The sequence below is a fragment of the Streptomyces sp. CT34 genome (genome assembly GCF_000805335.1).
Classification (GTDB): Bacteria; Actinomycetota; Actinomycetes; order Streptomycetales; family Streptomycetaceae; genus Streptomyces.
In genome coordinates, this window is the sequence record NZ_KN708638.1 from 3,941,371 (window position 1) to 3,961,006 (window position 19,636).

Annotated in this window: 16 protein-coding genes; 2 read left to right on the forward strand and 14 right to left on the reverse strand. The window is 73.3% G+C overall.

The features are described from left to right. Positions 1 to 257 precede the first annotated feature (257 nt). The 12 genes from RZ84_RS17200 to RZ84_RS17255 form a co-directional block, all read right to left on the reverse strand. Entirely contained in the window at positions 258 to 1,127 is an 870-nt protein-coding gene (locus RZ84_RS17200; protein ID WP_043265052.1) for an alpha/beta hydrolase family protein, read from the reverse strand. Continuing rightward, positions 1,124 to 2,380 (reverse strand): kynureninase, encoded by a 1,257-nt coding sequence (kynU, locus tag RZ84_RS17205; protein ID WP_078894666.1) that lies wholly within the window; start codon positions 2,378 to 2,380, stop codon positions 1,124 to 1,126. Before kynU ends, RZ84_RS17200 begins: the two co-directional genes overlap by 4 nt. Before the next feature lie 202 nt (positions 2,381 to 2,582). Next, the gene (locus RZ84_RS17210; RefSeq protein WP_043265053.1) at positions 2,583 to 3,509 is read right to left on the reverse strand and encodes a tryptophan 2,3-dioxygenase family protein; all 927 of its coding nucleotides are present in this window, start codon (positions 3,507 to 3,509) and stop codon (positions 2,583 to 2,585) included. 329 nt (positions 3,510 to 3,838) lie between these two features. After that, complete coding sequence (locus RZ84_RS17215; RefSeq protein WP_043265054.1) at positions 3,839 to 4,252, reverse strand: DUF3151 domain-containing protein; 414 nt, start codon at positions 4,250 to 4,252, stop codon at positions 3,839 to 3,841. 377 nt (positions 4,253 to 4,629) lie between these two features. Continuing rightward, positions 4,630 to 6,138, reverse strand: a complete 1,509-nt coding sequence (locus RZ84_RS17220) for an MFS transporter (RefSeq protein ID WP_043265055.1) — start codon at positions 6,136 to 6,138, stop codon at positions 4,630 to 4,632. Positions 6,139 to 6,267: 129 nt separating this feature from the next. Beyond that, complete coding sequence (gene fbaA, locus RZ84_RS17225) at positions 6,268 to 7,290, reverse strand: class II fructose-bisphosphate aldolase (protein WP_043265056.1); 1,023 nt, start codon at positions 7,288 to 7,290, stop codon at positions 6,268 to 6,270. A 250-nt stretch (positions 7,291 to 7,540) separates the two neighbouring features. Beyond that, positions 7,541 to 8,083: an orotate phosphoribosyltransferase gene (pyrE, locus tag RZ84_RS17230; RefSeq protein ID WP_043265057.1), complete on the reverse strand. Its 543-nt coding sequence runs from the start codon at positions 8,081 to 8,083 to the stop codon at positions 7,541 to 7,543. A 45-nt stretch (positions 8,084 to 8,128) separates the two neighbouring features. Then, on the reverse strand, positions 8,129 to 8,974 hold the full coding sequence (locus RZ84_RS17235) for an aldose epimerase family protein (protein ID WP_043265058.1): 846 nt from the start codon (positions 8,972 to 8,974) through the stop codon (positions 8,129 to 8,131). Positions 8,975 to 9,055: 81 nt separating this feature from the next. Beyond that, complete coding sequence (locus RZ84_RS17240; RefSeq protein WP_043265059.1) at positions 9,056 to 10,021, reverse strand: SRPBCC domain-containing protein; 966 nt, start codon at positions 10,019 to 10,021, stop codon at positions 9,056 to 9,058. A gap of 81 nt (positions 10,022 to 10,102) precedes the next feature. Continuing rightward, the gene (locus RZ84_RS17245; RefSeq protein WP_043265060.1) at positions 10,103 to 11,884 is read right to left on the reverse strand and encodes a polyamine aminopropyltransferase; all 1,782 of its coding nucleotides are present in this window, start codon (positions 11,882 to 11,884) and stop codon (positions 10,103 to 10,105) included. A gap of 146 nt (positions 11,885 to 12,030) precedes the next feature. Continuing rightward, positions 12,031 to 12,549: a DUF2617 family protein gene (locus RZ84_RS17250; protein WP_043265061.1), complete on the reverse strand. Its 519-nt coding sequence runs from the start codon at positions 12,547 to 12,549 to the stop codon at positions 12,031 to 12,033. A gap of 451 nt (positions 12,550 to 13,000) precedes the next feature. Then, complete coding sequence (locus RZ84_RS17255; protein WP_241777739.1) at positions 13,001 to 13,294, reverse strand: hypothetical protein; 294 nt, start codon at positions 13,292 to 13,294, stop codon at positions 13,001 to 13,003. A gap of 238 nt (positions 13,295 to 13,532) precedes the next feature. Between RZ84_RS17255 and RZ84_RS17260 the strand changes: the two genes are divergently transcribed. Next, a complete protein-coding gene (locus tag RZ84_RS17260) occupies positions 13,533 to 14,711 on the forward strand; it encodes a pyridoxal phosphate-dependent aminotransferase (protein WP_043265062.1) in 1,179 nt (392 codons plus the stop codon). Between the two features lie 163 nt (positions 14,712 to 14,874). After that, positions 14,875 to 16,125: a hypothetical protein gene (locus tag RZ84_RS17265; protein ID WP_241777740.1), complete on the forward strand. Its 1,251-nt coding sequence runs from the start codon at positions 14,875 to 14,877 to the stop codon at positions 16,123 to 16,125. A 126-nt stretch (positions 16,126 to 16,251) separates the two neighbouring features. Here the strand turns inward: RZ84_RS17265 and RZ84_RS17270 are convergent, their stop codons facing one another. Continuing rightward, positions 16,252 to 16,788: a YbjN domain-containing protein gene (locus RZ84_RS17270; protein WP_043265063.1), complete on the reverse strand. Its 537-nt coding sequence runs from the start codon at positions 16,786 to 16,788 to the stop codon at positions 16,252 to 16,254. A gap of 122 nt (positions 16,789 to 16,910) precedes the next feature. Beyond that, the gene (gene clpB, locus RZ84_RS17275; RefSeq protein ID WP_043265064.1) at positions 16,911 to 19,565 is read right to left on the reverse strand and encodes an ATP-dependent chaperone ClpB; all 2,655 of its coding nucleotides are present in this window, start codon (positions 19,563 to 19,565) and stop codon (positions 16,911 to 16,913) included. Between the last annotated feature and the right edge of the window lie 71 nt (positions 19,566 to 19,636).

Genomic DNA, 19,636 nt, shown 5'->3' on the forward strand with positions numbered 1-19,636 from the left:
ATCCAGCGCAAGGCAGGCGGCTGTGACACTGCCCGGCCGATCGATACCGGCCTCCAGACACGGACTGCCGCCCCGCCCTCGGCCGAGGTCATGCCCTCGGCTGCCGTCCCGCCCGACGACCACCGTCCCGCCCGGTGGACGCCGTCCCGCCCGGTGGCTACCGGCCGGTATCGGCCCCCCGGCCGGGGTCCGCCGGGAGCCCCCAGGTCTCTCCCCGCTCCCCCCGGGCTCTCCCCCCTCCGCCCGGCATCCCGCCGTCAGCCCGTCCGCCGGCCCTCCTCGCGCAGCAGCGCGAGGAGGGTGCGGAAGGCGGCGGTACCGGGCGTGATGGGTGCGAAGTGGCCGACGTCCGGGAGTTCGCGGAGCTCCGTGGCCGCGGGGTGGGCGGCGGCGTAGCGGCGCGAGAGGTCCGGCGGGACGTCCGGGTCGGCGGTGCCGTGCAGCAGCGTGACCGGGACGCCGGCGGGCGGGTGGGCCATCGGGTCGGCGGCGGCCAGGCGTGCCGCGAACCCCGGCCCGGCGCCGAGCAGTTCGGCGACCGCGCCGTTGCTCAGGCCCAGCTCGTGCGCGCGGGCCAGATCGGCGACCGGCGCGACCGCGACGACCCGGGTCACCGGCGCGCCGGGGCGGGCGGCGGCGAGCAGCGCGAGGTGCCCGCCCGCCGAGTGCCCCACGAGGACGACGCCGCGGTGGCCCGGCGCGGCCCCCGCCGCACCGCCGGCCCCATCGCCGGACGCACTACCGGCCCCCGCCGCGGCTTCGGAGCCGGGCACCGCACCGACCGCCGCGCCCCGGGCCGCGCCGATGGCCGCCGCCGCGTCCGCGAACGTCTGCGGCGCGCCGCCGCCCGCGCCCACCCTGCGGTACTCGGCCAGGGCGACCGGCAGACCGTGGCGGGCCAACTCGGCGGCGCACGGCGACAGATGGCGCCGGTCGTACGCCGCGCGCCAGAACCCGCCGTGCAGCAGCACCACCAACGGGCCGCCGGGACCGGCCCCGGCCCCCGGCTCCGGCCACCGCCCGTACAGGTCCACCAGCTGGTCCGGATGCGGCCCGTACGCCACCGTGCGGACCGGCGCCACCGGGGCGAGCCCCAGCAGCGCCGCCTCCTCGCCGGCCGCGCTCACCCGCCGTCGCCGCCGGCCGCCGGGCCCTCCGCGGCCGGCGGCCCCGCCGCCGTCGCCGCCGCACCGGGCCCCTCGGCCGCCTCGCGCTCCGCCTGCTCCCGTAGCACCTCGCCGAGCACCCAGGCCGCCCGCTCCGCGTCCGCGAAGGTCGTGTAGAGCGGGGTGAAGCCGAAGCGCAGCACGTCCGGGTGGCGGAAGTCGCCCACCACGCCGCGCCGGATGAGCTCGTCCATCACCTCACCGGCACCGACCGCCTCCAGCGACACCTGGCTGCCGCGCCGCCGGTGCTCGTACGGCGTGACCGAGCGGACCCGGCCCGGCGGCGCGTACTCGTTGACGCACTCCAGGAAGAAGTCGGTCAGCGCCAGGCTCTTGGCGCGCACCTCCTCGATGGAGACGCCGTCCCAGACCTCCAGCGCCGCCTCCAGCGCCAGCATCGACAGGATGTCGGGGGTGCCGACCCGGCCGCGCACGATGCCGTCGGCCGGGGTGTAACCGGGGTCCATCCCGAACGGGTCGGCATGCGAGTTCCAGCCGGGCAGCGGTGACTCGAACCGCTCCTGGAGGCTCTCCCGGATGTAGAGGTACGCGGGCGAACCCGGGCCGCCGTTGAGGTACTTGTACGTGCAGCCGACGGCGAGATCCACCCCGTGCGCATCCAGCCCGACCGGCAGCGCACCGGCGCTGTGGCACAGGTCCCAGACGGCGAGCGCGCCCGCGGAGTGCAGCGCGGCGGTGATGCCGGGCAGGTCGTTGAGCTCACCGGTGCGGTAGTCGACGTGGTTGACCAGCGCGAGCGCGGTCCGCTCGGTGACCTCGTCGGCGATCCTGGCGGGCTCGACCGGGCGCACCGCGAGACCGGCCATCCGGGCCGCCGAGCGCGCGATATAGCCGTCGGTCGGGAAGGTCGTGGCGTCGACCAGGATTTCCGTACAGCCCTTTCCGGCCATCCGGATGCCACCGACCACCGCCTTGAAGATGTTGACGCTGGTCGAGTCGCCGACCACCATCCGGCCCGGCGCCGCCCCGACCAGCGGCGCGATCCGGTCGCCGATCCGCTCGGGCGCGGTCCACCAGCCCGACTCGGTCCAGGACCGGATGCGCAGCTCGCCCCACTCACGGGTGATGACGTCCGCGATCCGGCCGGGCACCGAGCGGGGCAGCGCGCCCAGCGAGTTGCCGTCCAGGTAGACGGTGTCCTCGTCGAGGACGAAGCGGTCACGGGTGGTGGTGAGCGGCCCGGCGGCGTCCAGCTCCGCGGCGCGCACCGCCTCCTTGCGCGGGCCGGAACCGCCGGACGGGCCGGAACCGCCCGACGGGCCCGAATCGGCGGACGAGCCCACGGACTGCCGCGGCGTCACCGGGCGCTCCGGGCTCCCGGCGCCCTCGGAGCGCTGCACCCCGCTGATCTCGGGGCTCTCGCCGTTCTCAGGACTCTCGCTGTTCTCAGGACTCTCAGACATGGCTTCGCGCCGTCCACAGCTCGGGGAAGACGTTCTTGCGGGCCCGCTTCTCCAGCCAGGCGACTCCCGCGGACCCACCGGTACCCATTTTCGCCCCCATCGCCCGCCGGGTCGCCACCAGATGGTCGTTGCGCCAGCGCCAGACCAGCTCGGCGACATCGGTCAAGAGCTCGCCGAGCCGGACCAGTTCGGACTCCTGCGGCCCGGCGAAGATCTCGGCCCACACCGCCTCGACGGCCGGGTCCGGTTCGTAGCGCAGCGCCGGGTCCCGCCGGAGCACGGCCGCCGGGACGGCATGGCCGCGGCGCGCCAGCAGCCGCAGCACCTCGTCGTACAGGCTCGGTTCCTGGAGCGCCTTCTCCAGTTCGGCGTGCTCCTCGGTGGCGCCGCGGTGCGGCACCAGCATCGACGCGGACTTCTCGCCGAGCAGGAACTCCAGCCGCCGGTACATCGCGGACTGGAACCCGCTCCCCTCGCCGAGCGCGGCACGGTAGGAGTTGAACTGCGCCGGGGTCAGCCGGGCGAGCGGCTTCCAGGCGGCGTTCAGCGCCTCCAGCTCGTACGTGGAGCGGCGCAGTGCGTCCATCGCCACCGTCAGATCGTCGCGGCGCAGCGCATCGGCGGCGGTCTGCCACTCATGGACGATGACGGTGAACCACAGCTCCATCACCTGGGTGGTGACCAGGAAGACCATCTCGCCGGGGTCGTCGGAGTGCGGCTGCTGGAGATGGGTGAGGACCCGCGCCTGGACGTAGTCCTCGTACGGGGTGGTGGTGCAGCTGCCGATGCTCAGGTCGGGACCGAACGGCGGGTCCGCATCGAGGGCCTCGGGCCCCTCGGTGAGCTCGGCGGCCTCAGGGGCCTCGGCGTCCGGCGCCGGCGGGCGGTGCGCGGGATCGGTGGGAGACGGATGCGACATGAGGGACTCCTCAGGTGCGAACTCCGGGTAGCGGTCCGCTCCTTCCTTGTCGGCACGGGAGCCCCGGTCCCCTCAGGCTCGGGATGACCCGGCCCACTGAAATCATCGGTGCTGGGCTACCACCGCGCAAGGGTTGGCCGCGGGCATGCGGCCGGTCCCCGGGGCCCCGGCCCCCGGGGGCCCCGGCCGTACGGCGCGGGAGCCGTCCCGCCCCGTACGGCGGGTGCTCCTGCCAGGACAGCGCGTTCCCGTCAGGACAGCATCCCGGCCGTCAGGACGACGTGTCGGCCGTCAGGACAGCGGTTGGCCGTCAGGACAACATGTTCCCGTCAGGACAGCGTGTCGGCCGCGGTCGGCGAGGAGTCCCGCAGGAAGGCCGTGCAGCGCTCGTACTCGTCCTGCTCACCGATCGCCTGGGCGGCGCGGGCGAGGGCGTGCAGCGCCCGCAGGAAGCCGCGGTTGGGCTCGTGCTCGAAGGGCACCGGGCCGTGGCCCTTCCAGCCGGCCCGGCGCAGCGCGTCCAGGCCACGGTGGTAGCCGGTACGGGCGTAGGCGTACGACTCGACGGTCCGGCCGGCCTGGAAGGCGTCGTCCGCGAGCTGGGCCCAGGCCAGCGAGGAGGTCGGGTACTTCGCGGCGACATCGGACGGCGCCGTGCCCGACGCGAGCAGCTCGCGGGGCTCGGGGTCGTCGGGCAGATGGGTCGGGGGCGGTCCCCCGAGGAGGTTCTCGTGAATGGGCATGGTCCCAGTTTGCCTGGTCGCTGCGCTGGGCTTGCACCCCACGTTGTCGGCTTTCCCGCCGTGGGGGGTGGCTTCGTTGCGCCTGCGGCGCGGGGCTGCTTCCCGCCGTTCCGCTGCGCTGGGCATGCACCCCACGACGTCCCGCCGTACCGGTGCGCCGGGCTTGCGCGCGACGTTGTCGGCTGTCCCGCCGTGGGGGTTGTTCGCCGTTGCGCCTGCGGCGGGCGGGGCCGCTGCGCGGGGCTTTCGGGGTGCGGTGACGGGTCTGCGGGGTGGGGTGTCCGGACTGCTGCGCTTTACGTCCGGACACCCCACCCCGCAGGCCCGTCGCCTCCCGTGGGTGGTGGGAAAACGGTGGGTGGTGGCTGGGGGTTCTGCTACGGGCCCGGGTCTTCCGGGTCGGGGGTGGTGTCGCCCGGGTCCAGGGGCGGGGAGCTCACACCGCAGTGGTACGTGCACTCGGCGTGGCAGGGCTCCGGGGTCCGCAGGATGTCGCCGCGGACGGTCAGCCAGGCGGTCAGCGCGCCCAGCAGCAGCACGAGCGCGCACAGCAGCATGGCCCGCCGGAAGGACGCCGAGAAGTCGGCCGACGAGCGGTACGCCTCCGGGCCCATCCCGGCCAGCAGCGGCAGCGCGGCCACCGCCACCAGGCTCGCGGCCCGTGCCGCCGCGTTGTTGATGCCGCTGGCCAGGCCCGCCCGGTCCACGTCCACCGAGGCCAGCACGGTGGCGGTGAGCGGGGCGACCAGGGTCACCATCCCGACGCCCAGCACCACGAGTGCCGGCAGGACGTCGGCGAGGTAGGACGCACCAGGGCCGACCCGGGTCATCAGCAGCATCCCGGCCGCGCAGAGCACCGGGCCGGCGGTGAGCGGGATACGCGGTCCGATGCGCTGGCCCAGCTCGCCCGAGCGGGCGGACAGCAGCAGCATCAGCACGGTCGTGGGCAGCAGCGCCGTACCGGCCTGGAGCGCGGAGTAACCCGCTACGACCTGGAGCTGGAGCACGGTCAGGAAGAAGAACCCGCCGAACGCGGCATAGACGCACACCGTCACCGCGTTGACCGCGGTGAACTGCCGGACGGCGAAGATCTTCGGCGGCAGCATCGGATCGGCCCGCCGGCGCTCCGCCCGGACGAACGCCACCCCGAGCAGCACCCCGGCCACCGCGGGCCCGATCACCCCCGGTGCGACGCCCTTTCCCGGTGCCGCGATCAGCGCGTAGGTCACCCCGGCCAGCGCCAGCGCGCCGAGCACCGCACCCGGCACGTCGAAGCCGCGCACCCCGCGGGCGCCCCGCTCCCGGGTCTCCGGTACGTGCCGCAGCGCCACCGGTACACAGACCGCCGCGAGTGGCACGTTCAGGAAGAACACCCAGCGCCAGCCGGCCCCGTCCACCAGCCAGCCGCCGATGAACGGGCCGATCGCCGCGGCCACCCCGCCCAGCCCCGACCAGGCGCCGACCGCCCGCGCCCGGTCGTCCGGGTGGAAGACTGCCTGGATCAGCGCGAGCGAACCGGGGGTGAGCAGCGCCCCGCCGACGCCCTGGAGCGCCCGCGCCGCGACCAGCACCCCGGCGTTCGGCGCCAGCCCGCACACCAGCGAGGCCGCCGCGAACCACACCACGCCGATGACGAAGATCTTGCGCCGCCCGAGCCGGTCGCCCAGCGCCCCGCCCAGCAGGATCAGCGAGGAGAGGGTGAGCATGTAGGCGGTGACGGTCCACTGGAGGACCGCGAGATCCGCGTTGAGGTCCGCGCCGATCCGCGGCAGCGCGACATTGACGACCGTGCTGTCGAGCATCGCCATACCCGACCCCAGCACGGCCGTCGTCAGCACCCGGCGGCCCTGCGGCGAGGCCAGCCGGATCCCGCCGGGCTCATCCATGGCGCGGCTCACTCATACCGTGAGCATGCCCCGCTTCGCGTCCGGCTGCCCGCGGAGAGCCGGACCGGCCCCGGACGCGGCAGGGCCCCGTACCCGGAACGGATACGGGGCCCTGGTGAACCGCGGTGCCTACTTCAGCTTGGTGCCCGTGGAGCGCAGGTTGGCGCACGCCTCGGTGACGCGCTTGGCCATCCCGCCCTCGGCCAGCTTGCCCCAGCTGCGCGGGTCGTAGGTCTTCTTGTTGCCGACCTCGCCGTCGACCTTCAGCACACCGTCGTAGTTGCGGAACATGTGGTCCGCGACCGGTCGGGTGAAGGCGTACTGGGTGTCGGTGTCCAGGTTCATCTTGACCACGCCGTTCTCCAGCGCGGTGGCGATCTCCTGCTCGGTGGAGCCGGAGCCGCCGTGGAAGACGAAGTCGAACGGCGCGGTCTTGCCGTACTTGGCTCCGACGCCCTGCTGGAGGTCCTTCAGCAGCTCGGGACGGAGCACGACGTTGCCCGGCTTGTAGACGCCGTGGACGTTGCCGAAGGAGGCGGCGAGCAGGTAGCGGCCCTTCTCGCCCAGACCCAGCGCCTCGGCGGTACGCAGCGCGTCCTCGACCGTGGTGTAGAGCTCGTCGTTGATCTCGTGGGTGACGCCGTCCTCCTCGCCACCGGTCGGGGTGATCTCGACCTCAAGGATGATCTTGGCGGCGGCGGCCTTGGCCAGCAGATCCTGGCCGATGGCCAGGTTGTCGGCGAGGGTCTCGGCGGAGCCGTCCCACATGTGCGACTGGAACAGCGGGTTCTCGCCGTTGGCGACGCGCTCCGCGGAGATGTCCAGCAGCGGGCGGACGTAGCCGTCCAGCTTGTCCTTGGGGCAGTGGTCGGTGTGCAGCGCGACGGTGATGTCGTACTTCTTGGCCACCACATGCGCGAACTCGGCGAGCGCGACGGCGCCGGTCACCATGTCCTTGTTGTACTGACCGCCCAGGAACTCCGCACCACCGGTGGAGATCTGGATGATGCCGTCGCTCTCGGCCTCGGCGAAACCACGCAGCGCTGCGTGCAGGGTCTGCGACGAGGTCACGTTGATGGCCGGGTAGGCGAACTTGCCCGCCTTCGCCCGGTCCAGCATCTCGTTGTAGATCTCAGGAGTTGCGATGGGCATCTGTCCGCTCCTTGTATGTGCGGGGTGTGCGTTCTTGGCCCTGACCAGGGGGCGACGACTTCGCCGTGGCACATCTTCCCAGACTCGCTGCTCAGCTCCACATCGCCCGTTCGGCGGGCCCGCGCGGGCGGCGGGCCGTTTCACGTGAAACGCCGTGCGCCGTTTCACGTGGAACGGCCCGCCGGGTCTCCCCCGGCACGCCACACGCGCCTTGAATCAGCAGGTCAGAGCAGGTCCCGCGGACCGGCGCTCAGCTGAGGCCGAGGTCCCCGAGCCGGTATCCGGTGATGTACGGGAGCCCGGCGTCGGCGATGGCCGAAGCGGCACCCCGGTCGACGATCGTCGCAACCGCAACGACCTCGGCCCCGGCCTCCCGCGCCGCCTCGACGGCGGTCAGCGGCGAGCCACCGGTGGTGGAGGTGTCCTCGACGACCAGCACCCGGCGGCCCGCGATGTCCGGGCCCTCGATACGGCGCTGCATACCGTGGGCCTTCTGCGCCTTGCGCACGACGAACGCGTCCAGCCGCCGGCCGCGCGCGGCGGCGGCGTGCAGCATCGAGGCGGCCACCGGGTCGGCACCGAGCGTCAACCCGCCGACCGCGTCGTACTCCACATCGGCGGTGATGTCCAGCATCAGCCGACCGACCAGCGGCGCCGCCTGGCTGTCGAGGGTGATCCGGCGCAGGTCGATGTAGTAGTCGGCCTCCTTGCCGGAGGAGAGCGTCACCTTGCCGTGCACCACGGCCTTGTCCTTGATCTGCTGCAGCAGCTCGCCGCGCACGTCGTCAGTCATGCGCATGAGCTTAAGACAGAGCCTGTGGCCGGCCGGGCCCGCCGGCTACAGCGTCCGCCAGGTCCACGTCGTGGAGATCTCCAGCGGATCGATCAGGGTGACCAGGCGCGGGGCGGTGTTCAGTCCGTTCGGCGGGCCGGACTGCGGCTCGACGCAGACCGCCGCCTCCTGCTCGTCGTAGACCACGACCCATTCGGCACGGCTGGACACCGTCAGCTCCAGCCGCTCCGGCCAGGTGAGCGTCACCTCGACACCGCGCGGCATCCCGAAGCAGTCGTCCCAGGGGCCGGGCTTCGGCGGGATCCGGCGGCCGGTCGGCAGATGGTCCGGCCCGCGCTCCTCCTGCCACTCGGCGGCGAAGTCGATGCGGACGTCCCCGCCCGTACCGAGGTTCCGCAGGAACCACGGGTGCCAGCCGGCCTGCGCCGGGAAGGAGTCCCCGGTCGCCTCGACGCCCATGGTGAGCGTCAGCGAACCGCCGTCCTCGGCCAGCTCGACGACCTGGGTGACGGTCCCCGGGTACGGCCACGGCGCCGCCGGATCGGTCAGCTCGTAGGTGAAGGCAGCCGAGGTGCCGCCGGCACGCACGGTGCGCCAGCGGACGTCGCGGCCGGTGCCGTGGATGGCGTGCGGCGGCGAGTTCACCGGCATCCGGTGCCGCTCGGCGCCGTTGCGGAACTGGCCGTTCTCGATCCGGCCGCACCACGGCACCATCGGGAAGCAGCCGTACTTGTCGCCCTGCCGCAACAGCTCCGTGCCGCCGACGCGCAGACTCCCGATCCGGCAGCCGCTCTCCGGATGAACGGTCAGTTCGGTGTCTCGGGCGGCCAGCCGTACGCCGTCCGCCCCGCGCGTACCGGCCGCGCTCTGCGTGGTGTTCTCGGTGCTCACGGAAGCGACCCTAGCGGTGCTGCGGCAGCCCCGCCGGTCACCGGCACCGGCAGGGGGACGGCCGGCCGGCGACCGCCCTGGTCAGCGGCGCCGCCGCAGCACCCGGCCGACGACCACCGCCGACGCCAGCACCACCGCGGCGGCGGGCGCCGCCCAGCGCAGCGTCGCCGAACCCGCGCTCGTCTCGGGCGCCGGCACCGGCGCGTACCGGCCGCGCGGCGGGGCGTGGTCCACCTCCTCCGCGCTGCGCCCGATCATCGTCCGGCGGGCGTGCGCGGCCTCCGCGGGCACCGAGCCGTGCGCGGCGCCGATGCCGTCCGACGCGGCCAGGTCGTCCCCCAACTCGCCGTCGAGGTCGTCCTCGTCGTCTCCGTCGACGACGTCATCGACCTCGTCGACCTCGTCGACCTCATCGACCTCATCGACGGAGAAGTCGTCCATCGCGCCGGCCGCGGCTGCCTCCTCGGCGTCCTCGACGACGCTGACGTCGTCCTCCGCGTCGCTGTGCGGGGCGAGCGACGGCGGCGGCACCTCGGTGTCGAAGACGCTCTGTGGCACCGGCCCGCCGCCGGCCTCCGGCTCCGCCACCGGCCGCTCCTCCAGATCGGCCGCGAGGTTCTGCGCGAAGCGGTCCAGCAGCCGGCGCCCGGCGGTCCGGACGGCGTTGCCGTCGGCGTCGGCCAGCCGGCCGTCGCTGCGGACCGTGCCCCGGCAGGTCAGCAGCGTCCCCGGGCCGGGTTCGGTGGCGGCGGACAGCCGTACGGTCAGCTTCAGCGCCACCGCCCCGTCGCCGCGCGTCTCGGCGCCGGTCGCCTCGACGGTCAGCGGCGCGGTACCGCCGTCCGCCGCGCCGCCGCTGACGGTCAGCGCCCCGCGATAGGTGATGGAGGAGCTCCCGACGCGCAGTCGCAGCCGGCCTTCGGGGCGCTGCGGGTCCGCATCGGCGTCGAGTTGGACTCCCGGGACGCAGCGCGCCACCCGCTCCGGCTCGGTGAGTGCCTGCCGCACGGTCCCGACGGGAAACGGGACGTACACCTCATGCTCCATGGCATGGGAGCCTAATTCCTTCATCAGCGCCAGGGGGAGCCCTATGTGGATGTGCGTGGTCCCCGCGTCGGGCCCGTGCGCTCACTCCAGATACCGGGGACGCATCAGCGTCGACGGCGACAGGCCGGGGATCCGGTCCCGTACCGCGCCCTGCCGCCCGGCCCGCAACTCGCCGAGGACGACGGACGCCGCCGGCGGTGCGTCGGGGGCCGGGGCCGGCCGCGGCGGCTGCCGCGCGGCCAGGAGGAAGCCCCAGTACCTGCCCCCGCTCGGCGGGGCGGCGCGCGGTACCTGCCAGAGGTGCGGCACCGCCGCGGGCGCCCGGTCGCCCACCCCGGACCGGCCGAACGCGACATACGGCGCGACCGAGCGGTCGAGGCCGCCCGAGAAGTCCGAGAGCCGCCCGGGGATGCGGTACGGGAGGGTCGCCAGGCCCACCGACCGCAGGGTCGCGTCCACCGTCCAGTACGTCCGCGGCCGGGCGCGCGGCGGTCCGGCGTGCACCACCATCCGGCCGTCGTCGGCCAGCAGCCGCAGGGCGAGGCCGTAGAACTCCTGGGAGTAGAGCTTGGTGCTCTCGGTGATCCCCGGGTCCGGCAGATCGGAGACGATCACGTCGTAGCGCTCCGCGCGCCACCTCTGGCCCGAAGCGGCCTGCTGCCGCAGCCAGTTGAACGCGTCGGCGGTCACCACCCGCACCCGCGGATCACGCAGCGCCCGCCCGTTGAGCGACGACAGCCCGGGGTCCGTGCGCGCCAGCCGCACCACCCCCGGGTCGATCTCGACGACGGTGACCGAGCGGACCGTGCGGTAGCGCAGCAGCTCGCGCACCGCGAGGCCGTCGCCGCCGCCCAGGACCAGTACCCGGCGGTGCGGGCCGCCCGCCATCGCCGGGTGCACCAGCCCCTCGTGGTAGAGGAATTCGTTGACCGCGCTGACCTTCAACCGCCCGTCGAGATACAGCTCCAGCGGCCTGCCGGAACCTTTCCTCCCCCGCCCCGCACCGCTCCCGCCGCCGCGCGGTCGTCCCGTGCCGCCGGTCAGCACCACTTCCTGGATGCCGGTCTGCACCGCGACCCGGGCCGCCGACCCGTACACCGCCTGCCGGGCGGCCTGTTCGAACGGCTCGGCCAGCACCACGCCGGTGGCGAGCAGCCCGAGCACCAGCACGTTGGCGACGAGCAGCGCCCAGCGCGTACGGGTGGTCAGCTCGCGCCCGAAGAGCCACAGCACCAGCACCGCGCCGGCCACCGCGTTGATCCCGCCGGTGACCAGCGCACCGGTCAACTGGCCCAGACAGGGCAGCAGAAGAAAGGGGAAGGCCAGCCCGCCGACCAGCGCGCCCACATAGTCGGCGGCGAACAGATCGGCCACCGCACCGCCCGCGTCCTGCCGGCGCACCCGCTGGATCAACGTCATCAGCAGCGGGACCTCGGCACCGATCAGCGTGCCGATCGCCAGCGAGAAACCGACGAGCGCGGAGCGGGACTGCCCGAACCACGCGAAGCAGGCGTAGAGCGCCATCGCGGAACTGCCGCCGACCAGTGCGAGGGCCGTCTCGACCACCCCGAAGCCGACCGCGGCCCGGCAGCGCAGCCGCTTGGCCAGCAGCGCACCGACCCCCATCGCGAAGACCATCACGGAGAGCACGACCGACGCCTGGGTGACCGAGTCGCCGATCAAGTAGCTTGCCAGGGCGACCAGTTCGAGCTCGTAGACCAGACCGCAGGCAGCGCAGACGAAGACCACCGCGAGCACCAGCAGCCGGCCGACCCCGGACGGCACCGGCAACCGGGCCGGCATCATGGCCTCGGGCGGCCCGAGGGCGCCGCCGGCAAGGAAAGGCTCTGGCGGGTCGATCATGACATGAACGCTACGTGACGACGGGGTGGCCCTATGTCACCCACACGAGTGCACTCTAGGTGCCACACACACCAGTTGGCACCTTCACGGACGTGACGGAACCAGGGCCCGAACCACCCCCGCCGCCAACGCCCGTCCGGCGGCCCTCAGGCCGCGACCACCGCCCGCACCCCGACCCGCGTACGGGTCGCCACCAGCCGCCCCTCCTGCGGATAGGCGTGCCAGGTCCGCCAGCGCACCTGCCCCTGCTGACGCTGCGCCAGCATCGCGGTGAAGGCGTGCGGCGAGCCCGGGAACGTACCGGCGAGGCCGTGCGGATGCTCCGCGACCAGCGCGAGCAACTCCTGCGCCCGCCCGGCGAACGAGCCGCGCGACAGCGTCTCGACATGCGCCGCGAACTCGTACTCCCAGTCGCCCAGCCGCTTGGCCACACCGAGCGGCAGCGGCGTGCTGCTGCCCGGCATACAGGCGACCGTCTCGGAACAGTTGCCGCGCTCCTCTTCCAGCAGCACCTGATGGGACGCCCCGAGCAGTCTCAACTGCACGCGGGCGTCGTTGAGTTGGAGATCCAGTACGGCCAGGGCCGGCAGGGGTTCCCTGCCCAGGGCCCAGGCGAGATCGGATGCGCGGGTATCGGTGTACGTCGTTTTCAGGGTGGTGAGCATGGGTCGGCTCCGCAAGCACGCAGTGGATGGTGGGCCGGCCCGCCCGAGAAGGATCAGGGATGTACGACTGCCTGCCGGCTCGTGCCCACGTGGGGTCCGAGAACTGGGGGATTCTCAATGGAGAGGGAATCATGAATGGCGCGCCGCCCACAGCGATTTTACCCAGCTTCGCCGGGTTTCCATCCCCTAGAGGGCCATGCAGTTCACCTGTTCAACAACCAATCCCACAAGGGGAGTTGAGCGTTTCACGCCATACGCCGAGCGCATATTCCAGGCCGCATTGGCTGCCCGCATGTGTACCGCCGGAGACCGGGTACGAGCGCGACACAACGGCCATTTCCACCAGGAAAAGCGGAGTGCCCACGACCGCGCGCGGGACATCCGCCGCGACCGTGGGCACATTCGTGCGAGTTCCCCCAGGGGCCTGTCAGGGTCCCCTTAGGGCAGCCCCTCAGGAACTGCCGCAGCCGCCACCGCCGCAGGACGAGTGCCCGCCGCAGGAGTGGCCGCCGTGGTGGCCGCCGCCACCGCCGCACGAGGGGGGATGGTGGTGGTGCCCGCCGCTCGAAGCGGAACCGGCGTCGCCGGCCCCGGCCGCCCACCAGCTGCCGCCCCCACTGCTGCTCCGGGAGCCCGTGTACGCGCCGTACTTGCTCCGCTTCCGGCCGGAGCCGCCCCGCGAGGCCACCCCCACCAGCCCCAGGACCACCACGCAGATCACCGCGAAGAACAACAGGCCCATCATTCCTGCCTCACACTCCTTTCATTCCCCCGAAGCGTGTGGGCACCTCCCACGCCCTTCAGGCAGTGGGGGAGCATCGCTCCGTCCGGCGCCGGTGCGCCGCCGCGGCGCCGTACCGCGCCGCCGGCCGCGCTCTCCGGCGGCTCTCATGGTCTGTCTCTCGTGCAGGGGCTGATGCCCGGCCGAAGAGGGCTCAATGCACAGTTGAGGAAGTCCAGAGGTTCGGCGCAGGATGGCGCGCATGGACCGACCGCTGCTCAACCGCCGCCTCGCCGCCTTCGGCACCACGATCTTCGCCGAGATGTCGGCGCTCGCCCAACGCACCGGCTCCATCAACCTCGGCCAGGGCTTCCCGGACGCCGACGGTCCGGAGGAAGTCCGCGAAGCGGCGGTGCGCGCCCTACGGGACGGCCGCGGCAACCAGTACCCCCCGGGGCCCGGAATCCCCGAGCTGCGCACCGCCGTCGCCGCCCACCAGCAGCGCTTCTACGGGCACCTGGGGCTGTCGTACGACCCCGACACCGAGGTCCTGGTCACCGCCGGCGCCACCGAGGCGATCGCCGCCTCGCTGCTCGCCCTCCTCGAACCGGGCGACGAGGTCATCGCCCTGGAGCCGTACTACGACTCGTACGCCGCCTGCATCGCGATGGCGGGCGGCAGCCGCGTCCCGGTGACGCTGCGCCCCTCCCCGGAGACCGGCACCTACCACCTCGATCTCGACGAGCTGCGCGACGCGGTCACCGACCGCACCCGCCTCATCCTCCTCAACACCCCGCACAACCCCACCGGCACCGTCCTGACCCGCGACGAGCTCACCGCCGTCGCCGAACTCGCCGTGGAGCGCGACCTCCTGGTCGTCACCGACGAGGTCTACGAACACCTCGTCTTCGAGGGCGAGCACCTCCCGCTCGCCTCGTTCCCCGGCATGCGCGAGCGCACCGTCACCATCGGCTCGGCCGGCAAGACCTTCTCCTTCACCGGCTGGAAGGTCGGCTGGGTCACCGCGTCCCCCGAGCTGACCGCGGCCGTGCGCTCCGCCAAGCAGTTCCTCACCTACGTCTCGGCCGGCCCCTTCCAGTACGCCGTCGCCGAGGCCCTCGCCCTCCCCGGCAGCTACTTCACCGCCCTCCGCGACGACCTGCGCGCCAAGCGCGACATCCTCGCCAGCGGCCTGGCCGACGCCGGCTTCCAGGTCTTCCGGCCGGCCGGCACGTACTTCATCACCACCGACATCCGCCCGCTCGGCGAGCAGGACGGCTTCGCCTTCTGCCGTGCCCTGCCCGAGCGCGCCGGCGTGGTCGCCATCCCGAACGCCGTCTTCTACGACCACCAGGACCAGGGCGCCCCGTTCGTGCGCTTCGCCTTCTGCAAGAGCACCGCGACCCTGGAGGAGGCGGTGAGGCGGCTGAAGCGGCTCTGAGACCGCGGTGCTCCGGTGAGGGGGCCGCCACCCGTTCGGGCGACTGCGGTCGCGGCCGGGGGCGGGGCCCGGGGAATCTGGGTGCGGACCGGACAGGCCCCAGCGGTCCGGTGCCCCGACCTGCCCCCGGCGCGGAGGCGCGCCCCCGAACCGGAGGTGTCCCGTGTCCGCCGAGGCCGCCGAACCGCCCGAGACCGCCGAACCGCCGGCGTCGGTGCGGGCGGCGGAACCGGGCGGGCGGCCGGGGTCCGTACGGGAGCGGGTGCGGGCGGAGCTGCGGCGGGCGCGGACCGCGCTGGTGCTGTTCGCCGGGGTCCGGGCCACCGGGTTGCTGTGCACCGCGGCGTGGGCCTGGCACACCGGGCGGCATCCGCGGACGCTGCTGGGCGGGTCCTGGGACTCCAGGTGGTATCTGAACATTGCGCTGCACGGCTACGGGGCGCCAGTGCCGGCCGGGATGTGGCCCGATCTGCCCGGCGCGGACCTGGCGTTCTTCCCGCTGTACCCGTGGCTGGTGCGGGCGGTGGGAACGGCCGCCGTCCCGGTCGGGGCGGTGAACGCCGCCCTACTGGTCTCCTGGACGGCGGCCGGGGTGGCCGCCTGGGGGATCCACGCGGTCGGCGAGCGGCTGCACGGGCGGCGCACCGGAACCCTGCTCGTCGTCCTGTGGGCGCTGCTGCCGCAGGCCGTCATCGAGTCGCTGGCGTACACCGAGTCGCTGCTGACCGCGCTGTCCGCCTGGTCCCTGTACGCGCTGCTGACCCGGCGCTTCCTGCGGGCCGGGGTGCTGGCGGCGACGGCGGGGCTGGCCCGGCCCAACGGGCTGGCCGTCGTGGCGGCGGTGGGGGCGGGGGTGGCCGCGGAGCTGTGGCGGCGGCGGAGCGGCAGAGCCGGGGAGGGCGGCGGCCGGGGGCCCGGACTGCGGCCGGTGGCGGCCGTGCTGGTCGCGCCGGCCGGCTGGCTGGGATATGTGCTGTGGGTCGGGGCGCGGACCGGCGGCGGGCCGCTCGGGTACTTCGGCGTACAGGAGCTGTGGGGCTCCCGCTTCGACTTCGGGCGCGACACCCTGCGGGAGATCAGGCACCTGGTGCTCCTCGGCGCCCCGCCGGTGCACTTCATGACGATCGCGGTGGTCGCCGTGGCGCTGCTGCTGTACGCGCTGCTGGTGCTGGACCGACCGCCGGTCGCGCTGCTCGTCTACACCACGGTCCTGGTCGCCCTCGCGCTCGGCGGCACCGGCTACTTCCCGTCGAAGCCCCGCTTCCTGCTGCCGGCCTTCCCGCTGCTGCTGCCGGCCGCACGGGCACTGGCGCGGGCCCGGATCCGCACCGCCGTCCCGGTCGCCACCGCGCTCGCCGCGCTCTCGCTCGGGTACGGGGTCTATCTGCTGGCGATCGCGTCGCTGCCGTTGTGACGCCGTTACAGCGGCCCTCCCCCGGGACGCGCCGCCGTAACGGCGTCACAGACGACACGGGCCCCGGGAAACCGACAACGGTCGGCTCCCGGGGCCCGCGCAGCCGGGGTGCGGGTCGGACAGGGCTCAGCCCTCGTCGTCCCCCGGCTTCTCGTCGGAGTCGCCTTCGATCTCGGCCTCCAAACCGAGCTGCTCGACGATCCACTTGTCGAATTCGATCGAGGCGCGAACCCAGCTGACCGTGCTCGACACGAAGTGTTCGAGCGAGACACCGGTGCCGACCAGCATCGATGCCTCACCGATCAGACGGACCGTGCCGTCGTCATGGGTGTGGGTGTACGCCTTGGGCCACAGCGTCCGGCGGTTCCAGTCGTCGATCGCCTCCAGCAGCTTCGACTTCTCGTCGATGCCGTGGGCACGGTCGTAGAACGTGCGGACGGAGAAGATCTGCTGCTCCTCCTCGCCCCGGAACATGAAGTACGTGCGGAACTGCTCCCACGGGGCGGCGAGGTCACCCTCCTCGTCGACTACGTACTTCAGCTCCATCTGGTCGAGGAGCTGCTTGACCAGGTCCTGGTCGGGCACGACGGGACCATCAGGCCCCGACGGCTGCGGTTCGGGCTGGCCCCCGAAATTCGGAATCGAGGACGGGTCGATGCTCACCGTGGAAATCCCTTCGTATGGTCCCTGCCATCCTCCCCCATATGCGCCCCGTCGTGGCAACCCCGGCCGGCGGACGGGGCGCATCCGCGGTGACCGGCGGGCGCGCGCCCCGGCCGGAACGGTCAGCCGGCCGGGCGCGCCGCCGCCACCGTCAGGCCCTCGCCGTCCCCGTCCACATCCACCCGGACGGTGTCCCCGTCGAGCACCTCGCCCGCCAGGATGGCGCGCGCCAGCTGGTCGCCGATGGCCGTCTGGACCAGGCGGCGCAGCGGCCGGGCACCGTACGAGAGGTCCGGCGCCGGGGCGTCGACGACCGGTTCCCGGCCGAGCCAGGCGAGCCAGGCCAGCGCCCGGTCGGTGACGTCCAGGGTGAGCCGGCGGTCGCCCAGCCGGCGCTGGAGGTGGCTCAGCTGGATCTGCGCGATCCGCTGGAGCTGGTCGGTGCCGAGGGGGTGGAAGACGACCAGGTCGTCGAGGCGGTTGAGGAATTCGGGGCGGAAGGAGGCGCGGACGGCCTCCAGCACCTTCTCCTTCTTCTGCTCCTCCTTCAGGAGCGGGTCCATCAGGAAGGCGGAGCCGAGGTTGGAGGTGAGGATGAGGATGGTGTTGCGGAAGTCGACGGTGCGGCCCTGGCCGTCCGTGAGGCGGCCGTCGTCGAGCACCTGGAGCAGGATGTCGAAGACCTCGTGGTGGGCCTTCTCGACCTCGTCGAGCAGCACCACGCTGTACGGGCGGCGGCGGACCGCCTCCGTGAGCTGGCCGCCCTCCTCGTAGCCGACGTAGCCGGGCGGCGCGCCGACCAGCCGGGCCACGCTGTGCTTCTCGCCGTACTCCGACATGTCGATCCGGACCATCGCCCGCTCGTCGTCGAAGAGGAAGTCCGCCAGCGCCTTGGCCAGCTCGGTCTTGCCGACGCCGGTGGGGCCGAGGAAGAGGAAGGAGCCGGTGGGCCGGTCCGGGTCGGCGATACCGGCGCGGGTGCGGCGCACCGCGTCGGAGACCGCGCGCACCGCCTCGCTCTGGCCGATCAGCCGCTTGCCCAGCTCCTCCTCCATCCGCAGCAGCTTCTGGGTCTCGCCCTCCAGGAGGCGCCCGGCCGGGATGCCGGTCCAGGAGCCGACCACGTCCGCGATGTCGTCCGGGCCGACCTCCTCCTTGACCATCGGCTCCTTGGTGCCGACGCCCTTGGCCGCCTCCTGCTCGGCCTCCACCCGCGCGGCCTCCGCCAACTCCCGCTCCAGGGACGGGATCTCCCCGTACAGCAGCTTGGAGGCGGTGTCGAAGTCGCCGTCGCGCTGGGCGCGTTCGGCCTGGCCGCGCAGTTCGTCGAGTCGCTCCTTCAGCTCGCCGACGCGGTTGAGGCTCTGCTTCTCCTTCTCCCAGCGGGCGGTCAGACCGCGCAGGTCCTCCTCCTTGTCGGCGAGGTCCTTGCGCAGCCGCTCCAGCCGCTGCACGGAGCCGGCGTCGGTCTCGTTGCGGAGCGCCAGCTCCTCCATCTTGAGACGGTCGACGGCGCGCTGGAGCTCGTCGATCTCGACGGGGGACGAGTCGATCTCCATCCGCAGCCGGGAGGCGGCCTCGTCGACCAGGTCGATGGCCTTGTCGGGGAGGAAGCGGGAGGTGATGTAGCGGTCCGAGAGGGTGGCCGCGGCGACCAGCGCGGAGTCCGCGATCTGCACCTTGTGGTGGGCCTCGTAGCGGCCCTTGAGCCCGCGCAGGATCGCCACCGTGTCCTCGACGGTCGGCTCGGCCACCAGCACCTGCTGGAAGCGCCGCTCCAGCGCCGGGTCCTTCTCGATGCGCTCGCGGTACTCGTCCAGCGTGGTCGCGCCGACCATCCGCAGCTCGCCCCGGGCCAGCATCGGCTTGAGCATGTTGCCCGCGTCCATGGACGAGTCGCCACCGGCGCCCGCGCCCACGACCGTGTGCAGCTCGTCGATGAAGGTGATGATCTGGCCGTCGCTGTCCTTGATCTCGGCCAGTACGGTCTTCAGCCGCTCCTCGAACTCACCGCGGTACTTCGCGCCGGCGACCATCGCACCCAGGTCGAGCGCGACCAGCCGCTTGTCGCGCAGCGACTCGGGGACGTCGCCCTTGACGATGCGCTGGGCCAGCCCCTCGACGACGGCGGTCTTGCCGACGCCCGGCTCGCCGATGAGGACCGGGTTGTTCTTGGTACGGCGGGACAGCACCTGCACCACCCGCCGGATCTCGTGGTCCCGGCCGATGACCGGGTCGAGCTTGCCCTCGCGGGCCGCCGCGGTGAAGTCCGTGCCGAACTTCTCCAGCGCCTTGTACGTGCCCTCCGGGTCCGGGGTGGTCACCCGCCGGCCGCCGCGGCTCGCCTCGAAGGCGGCCAGCAGCTTCTTGGCCGTGGCGCCCTGCTGCTCCAGCAGCTCGCCGGTGCGCCCGCCCTTGGCGGCGATGCCGACGAGGAGGTGCTCGGTGGAGATGTACGCATCGCCCAGGTCCTTGGCCCGCTGGGCGGCGTCCGCGATGACGGCGAGCAGCTCGCGGTCCGGCTGCGGCGGTGCCACGGTCGAGCCCTGCACGCTGGGCAGCCCGGCGAGCAGGCGCTCGGCCCCGGAGCGCAGCGCGGCGGCGTCCGCCTCGACGGCCGCCAGCAGGTCCATGATGTTGGCGTTGTCATCCGCCCGCCCCGCCAGCAGCGCGAGCAGCAGATGCGCGGACGTCATGTCCGCGTGCCCGGCGGTCACCGCCCGCTCGTTGGCGGCGGTCAGCGCCTCCCGGCTCTTGTTGGTCAGCTCGGCGTCCACGTCCTCGTGCTCCTCCTCGTGTGCTGTGCGCTGCGCGCGCTCCTGCGTACCGATCCTGCCGCGGGGGCCAG